Below are 16705 nucleotides of genomic sequence, written 5' to 3'. Positions count from 1 at the left end.
GCAGTTATCGTCCCTCGCGCCACCACATGGCGCCGAAGGCGAAGAGCAGGATGCCGACACCGGCAAACCCGGCAAAGAGCGGCAGCGTATTGATGCCCTTCAAGACCGTTTCGCTGGTCATGCGGATCATCATGCGATCATTGTCGGAGACGCGGACCTGGCCGCGCACCGGCAGGATCGGCGGCACGCTGATCGCGCCATTTGCGTTGGAGACACGGGTCACGAGACCTTTGCTCCTGTCGGCAACCGGCTTCAACATATCGGTCGTCGAGATCATTGCCTTGAATTCCGGCGCGTCGACCGCGCCGATATGGACAAGTGTCGACAGCTTGCCGTTGCGGATTTCAAAGAGGCCAATTTCGTCCATCCGCTTCTCGGCCTTGTAGAGCCCGGGTTCGGATTCGGTCAGCGGCAAGGTCTCGGTCTTGCCGGAGGGGTAATGCACGGTTGCGTTGCCGGGATTGTCGCCGATCGTCTGGCGCGTGACCTCGAGGGTCCGGCCGGAGGCGCGGGCGGTCAGGGCTTCTTCCTCGAGCGCCGGCTCCTTCATCAGCCAATGGGCGATGCGGCGATAGAGCGACACATTCGGACCGCCGCCTTCGAAGCCGCGCGCCCAGAGCCAGCCCTGGTCGGAAAGCAGCATGGCGACGCGGCCCTGGCCGGCGCGGTTCAGCACCAGCAGCGGGTGATTGTCGGAGCCGAGCATGATCGTCTCGCCTTGTGGTCGGTCGACATCGACACTGCGGAACCAGCGGCCCCAATGCGGCGGGTCCTCGCCCGAACCATCAAGGCCGCGCGTAACGGGGTGTTTGCGGCCTTCCTCGGAGAGGCGGGGATAGAAGGCTTTCTCGATCATCTCTCCGGTGGGCGTTGCAGGCAGTACCGTGGACAACGGCGTCAGCGCAATGGAATCGGGGCCGGCATGCTCGGGACCGGCGGCAATCAGCAGCGCGCCGCCGTTTTCGACATATTGCGAGATGTAATCGTAGTACAGCAGCGGCAGCACGCCGCGGTGCTGATAGCGGTCGAAGATGATCAGGTCGAAATCCTTGATCTTGTCGACGAAGAGTTCGCGCGTCGGGAATGCGATCAGCGACAGTTCGTTGATCGGCGTCCCGTCCTGCTTTTCCGGAGGACGCAGGATTGTAAAATGGACGAGATCGACCGAGGCGTCGGATTTCAGGAGGTTCCGCCAGGCGCGCTCGCCGGCATGCGGCTCGCCGGAGACCAGCAGAACGCGGAGATTCTGACGGATACCGTCAATGACGTGGACGGCGCGGTTGTTGGCGGTGGTGACTTCGCCGGGGAGGGCGGCGACCGAGAATTCGAGCACATTGCTGCCGCCACCCGGCACCTTGAAGGAGAAAGGCGTGTCCTGACCGGGCGTTGCCTGCAGGGTGGCGATCTCGTCACCGTTCAGCTTCACCGTGACATCGGCTGTTCCGCCGGGGCTCGGACCATCGTCGAAAACGCGCAGGACGACCTGTTGCTCCTCGTTGACAATGCCGAAACGCGGCCCCTTGATGACTTCGATGCGGCGATCGAATTCATTGGCCTTGCCTGTCACGAGGCCGTGGATCGGCGCGTCGAAAGCAAGGGCCTGATTGGCTGCAGGAACGTCATGGACCTCACCATCGGTCAGCATGATGGCGCCGCCGATGCGGGCGGGCGGGACATCGGCGATGTTGGCCGACAGCGCATCGAACAGCCGGGTGGCAGGCACGTCGGAATTGACGTCGCCTTCGACATCGATGAAGCGGGGCTCTATCTGCGGAAAGCGGGCGAGCTGCCCCTTCAAGGCCGCAAGGGCGTCGTCGGTCATCTTGACGCGATCGGCCGTCTGTTGGCTCTGGCTTCGATCGACGAGAACGGGGACTATGGTCGACAGCTGGTCCCGGTCCTCCTGCAGCAGCACCGGATTGGCGAGGGCCATTAGCAGGGCGGCTGCAGCCAGCGTCCTGATCCAGGCGCCGCGAATGCCCCGCCAGATCGCGAAGGCGGCGATAACGGCGCTGACGGCCGCCAGTGCAGCCAGGAGCGGCCAGGGCAGGAAGGGCGAAAAGTCGAAGGTCATCTCACTGTCCTAACCGTTCCAGTAGGTCGGGAACATGAACCTGGTCGGTCTTGTAGTTGCCGGTCAGCATGTACATCATGATGTTGACGCCGGCACGGTAGGCATATTCACGCTGCGCTTCGTCCGAGGGCACGGTCGGCAGCATCGGCACACCATTGGCATCGACGGCCCAGGCGCCGGCGAAATCGTTGCCGGTGATGAGGATCGGCGAAACGCCGTCGGCTGTCGCCGCCGATTTTTCGCTTGGCTCGCGACCGCCCTGGCGGGCCTCGATCCAAAGGGCGCTGCCGGCGTAACGACCCGGAAAGCTCGACAGAAGATAGAAGGATTTCGTCAACACGTGGTCTGAAGGCACCGGCTCGAGCGGCGGAATGTCGAGATTGGCGAGGATTTGCTGCAGCCTCTGGCCGTTGGTACTGACATTGCCGCCATTGTCCAAGGCGCTGATCTGATCACGCGTGTCGAAAAGCACCGTGCCGCCATTGCGCATATAGGCGTCGATGCGGCTGATCGCCGCCGACGACGGCATCGGCGCCGTTGCCGATATCGGCCAGTAGATGATCGGATAGAAGGCGAGCTCGTCCTTGGTGAGATCGAGACCCACGGGCGGCGCCGGTTCCAGCGTCGTGCGGAAGGTCAGGAACTGCGTCAGGCCCTCGAGACCGCGCTCGGATATATTGTCGACGTCCTGCTCGCCGGTGACGACATAGGCGAGGTGGGTATTGTCGAGACGCTGCAGGATAAGATCATCGCCAGGCTGGGAGTCGTCGGCGTGAAGCGTGCCGGGCTGCGCGAGAAAGCCTGCCGCGACGGCGATCGCGATCAATGCCGCCGTACGGCCGGCCGGCCGCAATCGCGAGAAGGCGCCATTCATGAAAAGCACGATCAGGCTATCCGCCAGCAGCAGCAGAAAGGCTACGAAAAACAGCGCGGGTTTTGCCGACCAGCTTTCGCCGCCGATCAGGCCTTCACGCACGGCATTCGTCCCCGTCGCATCGAGCGGCTTCAATTCGGCCTCCTCCGGCAGCACGTTCAGTGAGGTGAAACCGTCCTCGGAACCGTAGAGTCCGGGCGGGTTGTCGAAATTCGCGGTCGGTTCGGCTCCGGCTTTCGGAATGAGCGGCCGCGCAGAACCGGTCTCGGAGACGAGCGCCCCCTTGGCCGTCAGCATGCGGAACGGCGGCAGGGTTTCGGAGACGCGCGCATTGCCACGGGTTTCCGATGTCACTCCACCCGAGCGCGAGATCTGCAGGAGGTGACGCAGCATATCGACGAAAGTGCCTGAGATCGGCAGATCGGACCAGGTTGCTTCCGCGGTGACGTGAAAGAGAACGATCTGGCCGGATGCGAGCTGCTTCGTCGTGACCAGCGGCGTGCCGTCGGCGAGGCTTGCCCAGGTGCGTTCGGCAAGGTCGGGCGTCGGCTCGGCGAGCACCTGCCGTTTGACGACGACATCAGCGGGACGCGGGATGCCCGCGAACGGTCCGATGCTCGGAAATTCTGCAAGCGATTGTGGCTCGCTCCAGGACAAGGTCCCGCCCAGCGCCCGTTCGCCCTGGCGCAGGATGACGGGAATGAGCGGATCGTCGGCAGGCGCCGCCGCCATGCGCGGGCCAGCGAAACGCAGGAGCATGCCGCCATTCGATATCCAGCGCGTCAGGGGCTGGTAAGTCTCCTCGGGCAGCCGGCCTATATCGGCCATGATGATGATAGAGGGGTTGTTGGCGAGAAGTTTCGGTATCGCGACCGAAAGATCGGAATCGGTCGGCTGGATCAGATCGGCATAGGGTTGCAGCGCCCGCTGGATATAATAGAGCGGCGAGAGCAGCGGCTGGAATGCATCGCCTCCTCCACCGGACAGCAAGACGACGCGGCGGCGCTTGAAGGCGTCGTCGAGCAGATGGACTGCGCCTGCCGTCGCGCCGTTGTCGACGCTGATGCGTGCGAAGTCATTGCGCATTTCGAAGGGAGCGGTGATCGAACTCGTCGCGACGCTTTGGCCGGGTCGGAAATCCGCCCTGCCATTGGCGATCGAGCGGCCTTGGGCGTCGACGGCGTTGAGGCCCACGGACGCTGTACGCGAAGGGTCGAGCCGCGTCACCTTGACCGTCATGGCATCTGCCGCATTGTTGGCGGCGGTGATTGCGACCGTCCGCCCGGCATCGCCCTCGATCAGGCGGAGATCGGCGGGCTGGAGTTCTGCGAGCTTGCGCACCGTGTCGTCGGCGGCGCTGGCGGCGGCGCCGTCGGTCAGGAAGGCGAGGGTGCCGGGTTTGACGCCGTTCAGCGCGGCGCGCAGCGCCTGCAGGGCACGGCCGCGGTCCGGCACCAGCGGCCGCGGCTCGGCGGCGCGCAGCTTGTCGCGGGCGCTCGCGGCAGTCCCAGGTACGGCATCGTTGGTCGGATCGGCGGTGAAGGCGATCGCTACAGGCGTGCCGGCTGACTCGGCATCGTCTATCAGCGCGTCGGCGGTCTGGACACGGCGCTCCCAATCGGGTGCCGCCGCCCAGCTGTTGTCGACGAAGAGGACGAGCGGGCCGCCGGATGCGAGCGAACTGGTGCGCGGATTGAAGACCGGATCGGCAATCGCAAAGATGATGACGGCGGCGAGCAGCATGCGTAGCAGCGTCAGCCACCAGGGGCTTTGTGCCGGCGTTTCCTCACGCTTCAGCACCGACGCCAGGATCTTCAGCGGCGGAAAGAACTCCGCCTTCGGACGTGGCGGCGTCAGCCGCAGCAGCCACCAGATGACCGGCAAGGCGATGAGGGCGCCGAGAATGGCAGGAAAGGCGAAGGCGAAGGGAAGGGCGTTCATAGCTGCCCTCCATGCGTTGCCTTGGCCGGCATGCCGGAGAGGTACATGTGGACCGCGACCAGCGCCTGCGAGGCAAGATGATCGGTGCGGTGGGTCGTGAAGGTCCAGCCGAGGTGGCGCAGCGAGTGACCGAGACTTTCCCTGCGGGCGAGGTAGGCGTTGCGATAGGCTTCGCGGATGTGTTCGGCGCGGCCGGAGATGAGCTTGGTCCCGGTCTCCGGATCGGTGAATTCGGTGCGGCCGCTATAGGGGAATATCTCTTCGGCGGGATCTGATATCTCGACCACATGGCCGCGCAGGCCGCGGCGGGCGAGCGGGCCGAGCCGCTCCATGATCGCCGGCGCGTCGTCAAGGAAATCGCCAATGAGCACGAGGTCGCTCCAGCCGCGGATCATACCCGTTTCCGGCAGGCCGCCGGTCAGCGGCGTGTGCATCAGCGCGGATGCGAGGCGTTCGGCGGCATTGCGGCTGGAGGCGGGTTCCATGATGCCGGGGCAGCCGATGCGTTCGCCGGAGCGGGCGAGGATTTCAGCAAGCGCCAGCATGACGACCAGCGCCCGGCTTTCCTTCGAGACGCTCCCGTAGCTCGATTTGTACATCATCGAAGGCGACATGTCGCACCAGAGCCAGATTGTGTGAGCTGCCTCCCATTCGCGCTCGCGTACATAGGTATGGTCGTCGCGGGCGGAGCGGCGCCAATCGATACGCGACAAGCTTTCGCCCTCGGCATAGGGCCGGAACTGCCAGAAATTCTCGCCGATACCGCGCTTGCGGCGGCCGTGCCAGCCGGCGATCACGGTGTTGGCGATGCGCTTGGCTTCCACCAGGCAGTCCGGCAGGAGGGCGGCCCGCTGCCTGGCGCGGGAAAGGGCATCGCTGCCTGGAGTCGGATTGACGATCTGTCCGATAGATGCCACGCGTCCGGCTTCCTTATCCCTTTGCCTGCCTGACCAGTCCGGCGATGACGTCGCGCACTGACATGCCTTCGGCGCGGGCGGCGAAAGTCAGCGCCATACGGTGCTGGAGAATAGGTTCGGCAAGCGCGAAGATGTCGTCCAGCGATGGCGCCAGACGGCCTTCGTAGAGGGCACGCGCACGCGCGCAGAGCATCATCGCCTGGCCGGCGCGAGGGCCTGGGCCCCAGGCGACGTTCTTGTCGGTCGAGGCATTGCCCTGACCGGGGCGGGCGGAACGGACCAGAGCCAGAATGGCGTCGACGACCGTGTCGCTCACCGGCATCTGACGCACCAGGGTCTGGATCTCGATCAGCCGTTGCGCATCGATGATGGCTTCCGGCCGGGTGTCGCCGAGGCCCGTCGTCTCGAGCAGGATCTGGCGCTCGGCGGCAAGGTCGGGATAGTTGACGTCGACCTGCAGCAGGAAGCGGTCAAGCTGAGCCTCGGGCAGAGGATAGGTGCCTTCCTGCTCCAGCGGATTCTGGGTGGCGAGCACATGGAAGGGCGCCGGCAGGTCATAGCGCTGACCGGCGATGGTGATGTGGTATTCCTGCATCGCCTGCAGAAGCGCCGACTGGGTGCGCGGCGAGGCGCGGTTGATTTCGTCAGCCATCAAGAGCTGGGCAAAGACCGGGCCTTTGACGAAACGGAAGGAACGGCGGCCGCTGTCGTCCTGATCCATCACCTCGGAGCCCAGAATATCAGACGGCATCAGATCGGGCGTGAACTGGATACGGTTGGCGGCAAGGCCGAGCACTTCGCCGAGCGTCGTCACCAGTCTGGTCTTGGCAAGGCCGGGGACGCCGACGAGCAGGGCATGACCGCCTGACAGCACAGCGAGGATGGTGTTCTCGACGACGCTTTCCTGACCGAAGATCACTTTCGAGACTTCCCCGCGGATGGCGGCGATGTCGGAGAGCGCCTTTTCGGCGGCGGCGACGATCGCCTTTTCATCGAGGCTGGCTTCGGTCTTCATCATACCCACGGGCATCTCCAACGGCTGAAATCATTCGGCAGCGAATCGGCGGACGTATACATCTGCCTCATACTCGATAGAGTTATGGAGATGCGACGGGCTGACAAGTTCGTTACGAATGACTATCTCGTGACTTCACTTCGTTAAGGACAAACCGGGACGGAAGAATGGCAGCCGAGGAAATCAGCGGACAGGCGGATGCGGCGGGGCTTGCCGCGCTGATTTCGCGCGCGTCCGAGGAAAACAGCGGTAAAAAACGTGGATTACCGCCGGTCGATCGGTGGAATCCGCCTTTCTGCGGCGATATCGACATGGAAATCCGGGCCGACGGTACGTGGTTCTACATGGGCACGCCGATCGGCCGGCCGGCGCTTGTAAGGCTGTTTTCGACCATTCTGCGAAAGGACGACGATCAGAAGACCTATCTGGTAACTCCTGTGGAAAAGGTCGGGATAAGGGTCGTCGACGCGCCGTTCATCGCCGTCGAGATGAACGTGAGCGAGCGGGAGGGCCAGCAGGTGCTGACCTTCCGCACCAATGTCGGCGATGTCGTCGAGGCGGGAGCAGAGCATCTGCTGCGCTTTGCCATTGCGGGCGGCAATGCCGAACTGAAACCCTATCTGCATGTGCGCGGGCGGCTGGAGGCGCTGGTGTCGCGTGCGGTGATGTATGAACTGACCGCGCTTGGCGAGACGCTCGAGGTGGAGGGGCAGGCGATGTTTGCGATCCGCTCCGCCGGCGCGGTCTTCCCGGTCATGCCGGCCGACGAACTGGATGCGCTTTCCCGATGAACGATGCGATCACCCAACGTTATCCGCTGTTCTCAGCAGCTGAATTCCGCCGCCGCGCGCTCAGCCAGAATGGCGGCCCGGTGGACCATGCTTGGCGCGATCATGGCGATCATCTCCTCAACCCGGACATCGTGGCTGAGGTCGAGACCTTCAAGCTGCGCGATGCCGCTGTGCTCGTGCCGGTCGTCGACGACGGCGAGGAAGCGCGTGTAATCTTCACCAAGCGCACGACGACCCTGCGCAAACATTCCGGCCAGATCGCCTTTCCCGGCGGCTCGATCGATCCGGCCGATATCTCGCCCGAAATGGCGGCGATCCGCGAGACGGAGGAGGAGATCGGCCTGCCCGGTTCCTTCGTCGAGACGGTCGGGCGGCTGCCGGACTACCTCGCCTCGACCGGGTTCCGCATTACGCCGGTGCTTGGCGTCGTCACGCGGGGTTTTGCGCTGACGCTGAACCCGGCCGAGGTGGACGACGTGTTCGAGGTGCCGCTTTCCTTCCTGATGAACCCGGCCAATCATAGCCGCGACAAGCGCGTCATCGACGGCATCGACCGGCATTTTTACCGGATGCCCTATCAAACCAGAATGATCTGGGGCATCACCGCCGGCATCGTTCGCACGCTCTATGAAAGGCTTTATGCATGACCGGCATTGCCGACCAAGCATGGTTCCGCGATCCGGCGCTCGCTCGGGTCCTTGCGCTGCTCAATGCCGATGACGGCGAAGGACGGGTGGTCGGTGGCGCCGTGCGCAACAGCCTGATGGGTCTGCCGGTCAGCGATATCGACATCGCCACGACGCTGAGGCCCGAAATCGTGATGGAGCGGGCGGCGGCGGCCGGCATCAAGGCGGTGCCGACAGGTCTGCAGCACGGCACGGTGACGCTCGTCATCGACGGCAAGCCCTTCGAAGTGACGACGCTGCGCACCGATGTCGAGACCGACGGACGTCGTGCCAAGGTCGCCTTCAGCACCGACTGGAAGGCAGATGCCGAACGGCGGGACCTGACGATTAATGCGCTCTATGCCGATGCCGATGGCGAGGTGGTCGATCTCGTCGGCGGGCTTGCCGATATCGAGACGCGCAACATCCGCTTCATCGGCGATGCGGCAAGACGTATCGAAGAGGACCATCTGCGCATCCTGCGCTTCTTCCGCTTCTTTGCCTATTACGGTTCCGGACGGCCGGATGCCGAGGGGCTGAAGGCCTGTGCGGCGGCGCGTTCGAAACTGAAAACGCTGTCGGCGGAACGTGTCTGGTCGGAGCTCAGAAAACTGCTCGCTGCTGCCGATCCCGGCCGGGCGCTCCTCTGGATGCGGCAGGTGGCCGTGTTGACGGAAATCCTGCCGGAATCGGAACGATGGGGGATTGATGCGATCCCTTCGCTGGTTGCCACCGAGAGGGCACTCGGCTGGGCGCCGGATCCGCTGCTGCGCCTCGCCGCGATCGTGCCGCCCGATGCGGCGCGGCTGGAGGCGCTTGGGGCCCGGCTCAAGCTCTCGAATGCGGAAGCGGCCACCCTGAAGGCCTGGGCGCTGGCGGCCCCGGTCAAGGACGAAATCTCCTCGGCCGCCTTCGAACGGCTGCTCTACCGCAACGGCGCCGACGGCATCACGACGCGGCTGAAGCTGGCGCTTAGCCTTGCGCGTGCCAAGGCCGAGAGCGATCTTGACGAAATGGCGCGCTCGGCGCGGCTCGGCAAGCTATTGGATCAGGCCATGAACTGGAAGAAGCCGCAATTTCCTCTGAATGGCGGCGACGTGCTCGCGGCGGGTGTCGCCTCCGGCCCTCGAGTCGGCGAACTGCTTGCGGTGCTGGAAAACCAGTGGGTGGAAGAAAATTTTACGTCCGACCGAACGGCCCTGCTCGCCCGGCTGAAGGAAAGCGCGCAATAGCCGACATCGCGCCGCATCGGGTGGATGCGGCGCAGCTTCGATGGTTGTTGCCGGGACTCGCTCACCGGCCGTCAGGCGGCGGTGGCTTCGTCGCGGATGCGGGCCTTGATGTTGTCAACCATGTTTTCGCGTATGGTCGTTTCGCCGTGAGCGGTCTTCAGGTGCTCGACGGCGCGGCGAACCACTTCTGCGTCATTATCCGCCCGGGTGTGCCAGGCGCAGCCGGGAACGAGCGTGCCGCATTCGAACAGTCGCATGGTTTTCTCCTCTGTCTGGAACGCAACGGCCATCGCGCTTTCACGCGATTGATGAAATGTACGTGCGAAGAGAAGGTTCCGGCCGGCAGGAGGTGGCGACCGGAGAAGGTGGTTCAGTCGGGCATTGCCCAGGCTTTGTAGGTTTCCGAGAGATGGCCGGGCGTGTTGCTGTTGGCTGCGTCGTTCTGCAGATCCTCCGGCGACTTTCCGCCGGCCAGCTGCAGCTTGACCTGCTCGATGAAGCAGCACAGCGGCAGATCGGAGCCACTCTTGGCCCGCAGTTTCTCGGCAATGCGGACAAGGAACTCGGGTGTGTCGATGGCACGGAATGTTTCCTGGGCATCCGTGGACGCATGCGAGCCGCTTTCTGTCGTCATGACAATCCTCCTCCGATTGTTACGCACGTACATATAAAGTTAGGACTCACTGAATTTTTATGAAGGTCCCTCAGCTCGAATAATCGATGAGATTTTACAGTCTCACGGCCAGCGCACAACAGGCGGCAACGAGGAGAGAATGGATTCCACGTTGCCGCCGGTCTTCAGGCCGAAGATGGTGCCGCGATCATACAGCAGGTTGAACTCGACGTAGCGGCCGCGGCGGATCAATTGTTCGTCACGATCGGCTTCCGTCCACACTTTGTTGAAGTTGGAGCGGACGATCTTCGGATAGACCATGGCGAAGGCCCGGCCGACATCGCGCGTGAAGGCGAAATCGGCGTCCCAGCCGCCGGCTTCCTCGCTCGAATGCAGCCAGTCGTAGAAGATGCCGCCGATGCCACGGGGCTCGTTGCGGTGCTTCAGGAAAAAATAGTCGTCACACCAGGCCTTGTAGGCGTCGTAATCGGCGACGGCATGGTTGCGGCAGGCGATTTCCATGGCTTTGTGGAAGAGCTGGCTGTCCTCGTCCTCCTGCGTTCGACGGCGCGCGAGCACCGGCGTCAGGTCTGCCCCGCCGCCGAACCAGCGGCTTGTGGTGACCACCATGCGGGTATTCATATGCACGGCGGGAACGTTGGGATTGACGGGATGGGCGATCAGGGAAATGCCGGAGGCCCAGAACCGCGGATCGTCCTTGGCGCCGGGAATCTGTGTGCGGAACTCCGGAGAGAATTCGCCATTGACGGTAGAGGTATGGACGCCGACTTTCTCGAAGACGCGGCCTTCCATCATCGACATGCGGCCACCGCCGCCGGCGCCGTTTTCACGCGACCAATCCTTGGCGACGAAGCGGCCGGGCTCCTGATCGGAAAGCGGGCCTTCCAGCTCATCCTCCAGCGCCTCGAAAGAGGCGCAGATCGTATCGCGCAGCCCTTCGAACCATTTGCGGGCGGCTTCCTTCTTCTCCTCGATATCGTCAGGCAAGCCGATCGGCAGTTCCGGTCTTTCCATGTCACGCCTCCGCGGCCGGCTTCCTTTGCGGAGGCGACTCGCTCATTCCTGGTTGCCGGCCACATCTAGCAGGCGGCGCGGTATCTCGCCAAGCTGGGCTTGGGGCATAAGATTCGACTCGCAAATCAAGTATTTCGATACTACCTTTCCTCTGCAGAGGTAGGTTTAATGGCAAAAATACCGGGACCTCCGTCCTTCGACGGCCTGAAGCGCAGAATGGCGAGACACCGGGCGGAAAATCCTCCCCGTAAGAAAGACCATTTCGTGCGTGAGACATATTGCCTCGGTCTTCTCGACGCACGCGCCAAAGCGCGCGAATGGTTCGACGAATATCCGAAGGCAGCCTATTGGACCGAGGTGGAAAGCTGGCGCCAGCTCGAGGGCGACCGGATCGAATTCACCATGCGCCGCCTGCCTTCGGCCGACTGACCGTCACTCCGCAGCGGTCCTTACACGGCTTTCGATCAGCAGACCGCTTTCATCCATGATCGGATGCGCTACCGACACGATATGGGCGTTGATCCGCTTCAGGTCGCGCAGCATGTCGAGATGCAGCGAACTCGTCTGCAGGCTGTCGGCCCGGCCGTCGCGCAGGCGTTCAAGATGGTGTTCGGCCGATTGCTTTTCCATGCGCCGCACCTCGACCTTCACCTCCATCATCTGGCGCGCGAGCTTGAAATCGCGGGTGACGAAGATCGTCTGGGCGACGCGCAGATTGTCGATCGTCAGGTCGAACAGTTTGCGCAACTCCTGATGACCGTCATCGGAAAATTTGAGCCCGAGCGAAATTTTCTTCGATACCTGCTCCAGCAGGCCCTTCTCGATGATATCGCCCATATGTTCGAGATTGATGGCATAGTCGATGACGACGATCGAGCGGCGGGCATTTTCGTCGCTGAGGCCTTCGCGGCCGAGCTTCGAAAGATAGACTTTCACTGCCTGCTGCAGCCGGTCGACGCGCTCTTCGAGAGAGGGGATCTCGGTAAGCTTGGATGCGTCGTTGTGTTCGAAAGCATCGGAAACCCGGATCAGCATGCGCTCGATAAGGTCTCCGATGCCGAGCACTTCTCGAGTGGCGCTGGTCAGGGCAATGACCGGCGTCGAAAGTTCATGCTCATCCAGATATTTCGGCCCGTTGTCGGGCTCGGGCTGGTCCGGCACCAGCCGGGCCATCAGGGCGGCGAGCGGCCTGGAGAATGGCCAGGCGAGGGCGGCGAGCAGAAGGTTGAAGAGCAGATGCGCGTCGACCGGGAGCTTTGACGGTCCGAAGGGCAGCATCTGGATGAATTGCGCGCCGTAGCCGGCGAGAGGCAAGGCGATGATGCAGCCGAGCGCACGGACGGCCAGGTTGCCGAACGTGACGCGTCGCGCCGAGACCGGGCCGGACATGGTGGCGACGACAGGCGGTATCGCGCCGCCGAGATTGGCGCCGAGCACGAGCACGATGACCAGCTCGGCAGAGATCAGGCCGGCTGAGGCGAGGGACAAGATGAGGACCACAACCGCCAGGCTCGACGATGAGACGAAGGCGAGGGCTGCCGAGAAGAGGAGCGCCACGGGCAGAGCGTCGTCCAGCAGGCTGATGAAGGCGGCGAGAGCAGGGGAGGCGCGCATCGGCTCCGTCGCAAGCCCGAGGAGATGCAGCGACAACAGCATCAGGCCGATCCCGATCAACGCTGCGCCGCCGCCCTGGCGGGTGCTGGAACGGCCGCGGTAAAGCACGATGCCGGAGAGGACCAGGAGTGGGGAGAGCCATTCGATGCCGGTGGCGACGATCCATGCGGTTATCGCCGTGCCGACATTGGCGCCGAGCAGGACGATCTGTGCCATGCGAGGTTTGATCAGATCCCGTTCGACGAAGGAGGCGGTCATCAGCGCCGTTGCCGTCGAGCTCTGCAGTGCGACGGTCGCCAGCAACCCTGACAGGAATGAGCGAAGGCCGCCGCGCGTGCCGGTCGCCAACCCCGTTCGCAGCCGGGCACCGAAAGCCCTAGAGACGCCGTCCTTCACCTGCGCGAGGCCGAACAGCAGCAGGGCCACGGCACCGAGCAGGTTGATCATGATGATTGTCGAGGCCATTTTGTTGTTATTGTTCTTCTTTCATCTCAGGAGGGAAACTTCCAGGCATGACCTTCCAAGTCATTGGAATTAAATGAGGTCAGTCAGAAAACTTATTGTTCGGCTAAAGAATATAGCCTAGTTCGAGGACTTGGCAATGTCCTTTTCCGACACGGGGCGTAGCTGTTTGCGAATCCGCGCCTATGTCCGATTTCGCACCGAAGTCGTCCGAAGCGCGTCTCTCTGGATCCGTTCCTCGCGCTTCAGGTCTCGTATTTACCCATGTCGTCATCGCAAAACCGCTGCACACTTTCGCGCGGCGTGCTCTAGGTCCAAAGCGTTTGGCGCATGGCCTCGCCAACAATCATCGCGGCCGAGACGGCGACGTTGATCGAGCGCTGGCCCTCGACCATCGGGATGAGAATGCGGGCGTCAGCTTTCTCATGCACCTGGTCCGGTACGCCGGCGCTTTCGCGCCCGAAAAGCAGCACATCGTCGGGGCGGAAGGTAAAGTCGGTGTAGCGATCGGCGGCCTTGGTCGAGGCGAGGATGAGACGGCGGCCGGTCGTGGCGCGCCAGGCCTCGAAACGGTCCCAGCTGACATGGCGGGTCAGTGCGGCGGCCGCGATATAATCCATGCCGGCGCGTTTCAGATTGCGGTCGGAGACGTCGAAGCCGGCGGGCTCGATCAGGTCGACGGCGAAGCCGAGGCAAGCGGCAAGGCGCAGGATCGTGCCGGTATTGCCTGCTATATCCGGCTGGTAGAGTGCCAGTCTGAGGTTGGTCATTCAAGCGCTGCTTGTTCGTTTCGACGCGGCAGGCCTAATACAACTGTGATTTCGGCGCAACAGGGCGCGGTGTGGCCCAGAAACATTCCGTTCGCGCCAGTTCAGGGCTGGAAATTTCGCGTTTTTCGCGTTATGCATGCACGTCTTCGAACGCCAGCAGGGAGGGCCACATGAATATTTTGCTCATTATGCGCTTTCCCGCCGTGATGCCGATCAAGGTGACATGGCACCGCTAGAGCGGGCTTCTTTCTAAAACTTCCCTTTTGATCCATTGCGCGGCTGATTGAGCCTCGCCCCTTGAACGTTCGGCTCCCATATGTGCTTGCATGGCGTCCAGATGGCGCGAAGCCGGGAGCCGGAACGCTGATGTTTCGGAGCAAATTCATGTTTGGCTGGTTCGAACAGCGACTCAATCCCTTTCCGAGCGAGGAGCCGGTGGCTCCGCCGAAAGGTCTCTTTGCCTTCTGCTGGCATTACAGCAAGCCGGCCGCGCCCTGGCTCGCTCTGATGGCCGTGCTGACAGCGTCGATCGCAGTCGGCGAAGTGGCGCTCTTCCAGTTTCTCGGCGACATCGTCGACTGGCTGACCAAGGCCGACCGGGCCACCTTCCTGGAGACGGAAGGCCACAAGCTATTCTGGATGGCGGCGCTGGTGCTGGTCGGCCTGCCGCTGGCGGCCGGGCTCGATTCCCTCATCATGCACCAGATGCTGCTCGGCAACTATCCGATGATGGCGCGCTGGCAGATGCACCGCTTCCTGCTGCGCCACAGCATGTCGTTCTTCGCCAACGAGTTTGCCGGGCGCGTCGCAACGAAGGTGATGCAGACCTCGCTTGCCGTGCGCGAAACGGTGATGAAGATCCTCGACGTCTTCGTCTATGTCGTCAGTTATTTCCTGACGATGATCATCGTGATTGCGGCGGCTGACTGGCGGCTGATGATCCCGATCCTCGTCTGGCTCGTCATCTACGTCAGCATCGTCTCCTATTTCGTGCCGCGGCTTCGCAAGATCGCGGCGACGCAGGCGGATGCGCGCTCGATGATGACCGGCCGCGTGGTCGACAGCTATACGAATATTGCAACCGTCAAGCTGTTCTCCCATGCGGGGCGCGAGGAGATCTACGCCAAGCAGGGCATGGATGAGTTCCTGCAGACCGTGCACAAGCAGATGCGCAAGGTGACGCTCTTCCATATCAGCGTCTACCTGAACAACTGCGTCGCGCTCTTCGTCGTCTCGGGCCTGTCGATCTGGTTCTGGCTGAACGGGGCGATTTCGGTCGGCGCGATCGCCATCGCCATCGGCCTTGCCATGCGCGTCAACGGCATGTCGCAATGGATCATGTGGGAAGTCTCGGCGCTGTTCGAGAATATCGGCACGGTCTATGACGGCATGGAGATGATGAGCAAGCAGCACGATATCGTCGACAAGCCGGGGGCGCCCGCGATGACGGCGAAGAAGGGGGCGATCCATTACGACCGCATCCGCTTCCACTACGGCAAAGGCAAAGGCGTCATCGACAACCTGTCGCTCGACATCAAGGCAGGCGAGAAGGTGGGGCTGGTCGGTCGCTCCGGCGCCGGCAAGACGACGCTGATGAACCTGCTGCTGCGCTTCTACGACCTGGAGGCCGGCCGCATCACCATCGACGGGCAGGATATATCAGGCGTCTCGCAAGAGAGCTTGCGTTCGCTGATCGGCGTGGTGACGCAGGACACTTCGCTGCTGCACCGGTCGATCCGCGACAACATCGCCTACGGGCGGCCGGAGGCGACCGATGCCGAGGTGATCGAGGCCGCCAAGCGCGCCAATGCCTGGGAGTTTATCGAGGGGCTCGTCGACATGCAGGGCCGCGGGGGGCTCGACGCCCAGGTCGGCGAACGTGGCGTCAAGCTCTCCGGCGGCCAGCGGCAGCGCATCGCGATCGCCCGCGTCTTCCTGAAGGACGCGCCGATCCTGGTGCTCGACGAGGCGACCTCGGCGCTCGATTCCGAAGTCGAGGCGGCAATCCAGGAAAACCTCTTCGCCCTGATGGAGGGCAAGACGGTGATCGCGATCGCCCACCGGCTTTCGACGCTGACGGAGATGGACCGGCTGATCGTGCTCGACAAGGGGCGGATCATCGAGGCCGGCTCGCACGCCGAACTGATCGAGAGCGGCGGCATCTATGCCGACCTCTGGAACCGCCAGTCCGGCGGCTTCCTCTCCGATCACGCCGAGGAGGCAGAAGAGGCCGCGGAATAATGATCGGCCCTCCCGGCGCAAGCGGGGAGGGCCTTTTCACCACGACGATCTGGGCTCGCCAGACGGTTGCGGAAGACCGGTGGCGGGCGTGCCGTTCAGAGGCTGTCGGCCCAGTCGATCACGCGGTCGTGTGCGACAACGACGATGGTGTTGGCGGCGGCGAGCGTGCGCAGTGTGGTGATGCGGCGACGCTCCTCGCTGTCGAGCCAGGCGGTGATGGCCTCGGTGACGATTACGTCGCGCGGCAGCGCCAGGTCGAGAGCCAAGGCATCCAACCTGTCTGCAAGCGGAAGCGGAATATGCGTATCGAGCATTTTCGTTTCCATGGACGTTGTCTCCGGTGAAGCGCGATCGTATCGTCAGATTGTGACGGGTTCGGGGGCAATCAATGGCGATGCCGCCGATGTTATCGTTTATTACCAAAATATTAGGTTGCGTCCGTTTTCATTCCCTTTGCCGCT

Annotated in this window: 15 protein-coding genes; 5 read left to right on the top strand and 10 right to left on the bottom strand. The window is 63.1% G+C overall.

The features are described 5' to 3' along the window. Positions 1–4: 4 nt before the first annotated feature. From J0663_RS02790 to J0663_RS02775, 4 genes are read right to left on the bottom strand one after another with little or no spacing between them, the layout of a single operon-like run. Positions 5–2074: a hypothetical protein gene (locus J0663_RS02790; RefSeq protein ID WP_207242953.1), complete on the bottom strand. Its 2070-nt coding sequence runs from the start codon at positions 2072–2074 to the stop codon at positions 5–7. Between the two features lies 1 nt (position 2075). Continuing rightward, positions 2076–4889 (bottom strand): DUF4159 domain-containing protein, encoded by a 2814-nt coding sequence (locus tag J0663_RS02785; RefSeq protein WP_207242952.1) that lies wholly within the window; start codon positions 4887–4889, stop codon positions 2076–2078. After that, positions 4886–5806, bottom strand: coding sequence for a DUF58 domain-containing protein (locus J0663_RS02780; RefSeq protein ID WP_207242951.1), 921 nt, complete (start codon positions 5804–5806; stop codon positions 4886–4888). Before J0663_RS02780 ends, J0663_RS02785 begins: the two co-directional genes overlap by 4 nt. 13 nt (positions 5807–5819) lie before the next feature. Then, on the bottom strand, positions 5820–6830 hold the full coding sequence (locus tag J0663_RS02775; protein WP_207242950.1) for an AAA family ATPase: 1011 nt from the start codon (positions 6828–6830) through the stop codon (positions 5820–5822). Between the two features lie 158 nt (positions 6831–6988). Between J0663_RS02775 and J0663_RS02770 the strand changes: the two genes are divergently transcribed. From J0663_RS02770 to J0663_RS02760, 3 genes are read left to right on the top strand one after another with little or no spacing between them, the layout of a single operon-like run. Continuing rightward, on the top strand, positions 6989–7612 hold the full coding sequence (locus J0663_RS02770; protein WP_207242949.1) for a DUF1285 domain-containing protein: 624 nt from the start codon (positions 6989–6991) through the stop codon (positions 7610–7612). After that, a complete protein-coding gene (locus tag J0663_RS02765; RefSeq protein WP_207242948.1) occupies positions 7609–8259 on the top strand; it encodes a CoA pyrophosphatase in 651 nt (216 codons plus the stop codon). Before J0663_RS02770 ends, J0663_RS02765 begins: the two co-directional genes overlap by 4 nt. Continuing rightward, the gene (locus J0663_RS02760) at positions 8256–9509 is read left to right on the top strand and encodes a CCA tRNA nucleotidyltransferase (protein ID WP_207242947.1); all 1254 of its coding nucleotides are present in this window, start codon (positions 8256–8258) and stop codon (positions 9507–9509) included. Before J0663_RS02765 ends, J0663_RS02760 begins: the two co-directional genes overlap by 4 nt. 71 nt (positions 9510–9580) lie before the next feature. Here J0663_RS02760 and J0663_RS02755 read toward each other — a convergent pair whose 3' ends face one another. From J0663_RS02755 to hemF, 3 genes are all read right to left on the bottom strand, one after another. Continuing rightward, positions 9581–9766 (bottom strand): DUF1059 domain-containing protein, encoded by a 186-nt coding sequence (locus tag J0663_RS02755; RefSeq protein WP_010029983.1) that lies wholly within the window; start codon positions 9764–9766, stop codon positions 9581–9583. Between the two features lie 113 nt (positions 9767–9879). Beyond that, on the bottom strand, positions 9880–10143 hold the full coding sequence (locus J0663_RS02750) for a hypothetical protein (RefSeq protein ID WP_207242946.1): 264 nt from the start codon (positions 10141–10143) through the stop codon (positions 9880–9882). 102 nt (positions 10144–10245) lie between these two features. Further along, positions 10246–11157, bottom strand: a complete 912-nt coding sequence (gene hemF, locus J0663_RS02745; RefSeq protein WP_207242945.1) for an oxygen-dependent coproporphyrinogen oxidase — start codon at positions 11155–11157, stop codon at positions 10246–10248. A 168-nt stretch (positions 11158–11325) separates the two neighbouring features. Between hemF and J0663_RS02740 the strand changes: the two genes are divergently transcribed. Next, positions 11326–11586 carry a hypothetical protein gene (locus J0663_RS02740; protein WP_207242944.1) on the top strand — a complete coding sequence of 87 codons (261 nt, stop codon included), beginning with the start codon at positions 11326–11328 and terminating at the stop codon, positions 11584–11586. Positions 11587–11589: 3 nt separating this feature from the next. Here J0663_RS02740 and J0663_RS02735 read toward each other — a convergent pair whose 3' ends face one another. After that, positions 11590–13236 (bottom strand): Na/Pi cotransporter family protein, encoded by a 1647-nt coding sequence (locus tag J0663_RS02735; protein WP_207242943.1) that lies wholly within the window; start codon positions 13234–13236, stop codon positions 11590–11592. A 305-nt stretch (positions 13237–13541) separates the two neighbouring features. Then, on the bottom strand, positions 13542–14003 hold the full coding sequence (locus J0663_RS02730; protein ID WP_207242942.1) for a tRNA (cytidine(34)-2'-O)-methyltransferase: 462 nt from the start codon (positions 14001–14003) through the stop codon (positions 13542–13544). Between the two features lie 384 nt (positions 14004–14387). Between J0663_RS02730 and J0663_RS02725 the strand changes: the two genes are divergently transcribed. Beyond that, on the top strand, positions 14388–16244 hold the full coding sequence (locus J0663_RS02725; protein ID WP_207242941.1) for an ABC transporter ATP-binding protein: 1857 nt from the start codon (positions 14388–14390) through the stop codon (positions 16242–16244). Between the two features lie 95 nt (positions 16245–16339). Here the strand turns inward: J0663_RS02725 and J0663_RS02720 are convergent, their stop codons facing one another. Next, a complete protein-coding gene (locus tag J0663_RS02720) occupies positions 16340–16570 on the bottom strand; it encodes a CopG family transcriptional regulator (RefSeq protein WP_207242940.1) in 231 nt (76 codons plus the stop codon). Positions 16571–16705 lie beyond the last annotated feature (135 nt).

It is taken from the genome of Rhizobium lentis, from assembly GCF_017352135.1.
In the GTDB taxonomy this organism is placed as follows: domain Bacteria; phylum Pseudomonadota; class Alphaproteobacteria; order Rhizobiales; family Rhizobiaceae; genus Rhizobium; species Rhizobium lentis.
This window is presented reverse-complemented; position numbering and strand designations above follow the sequence as displayed.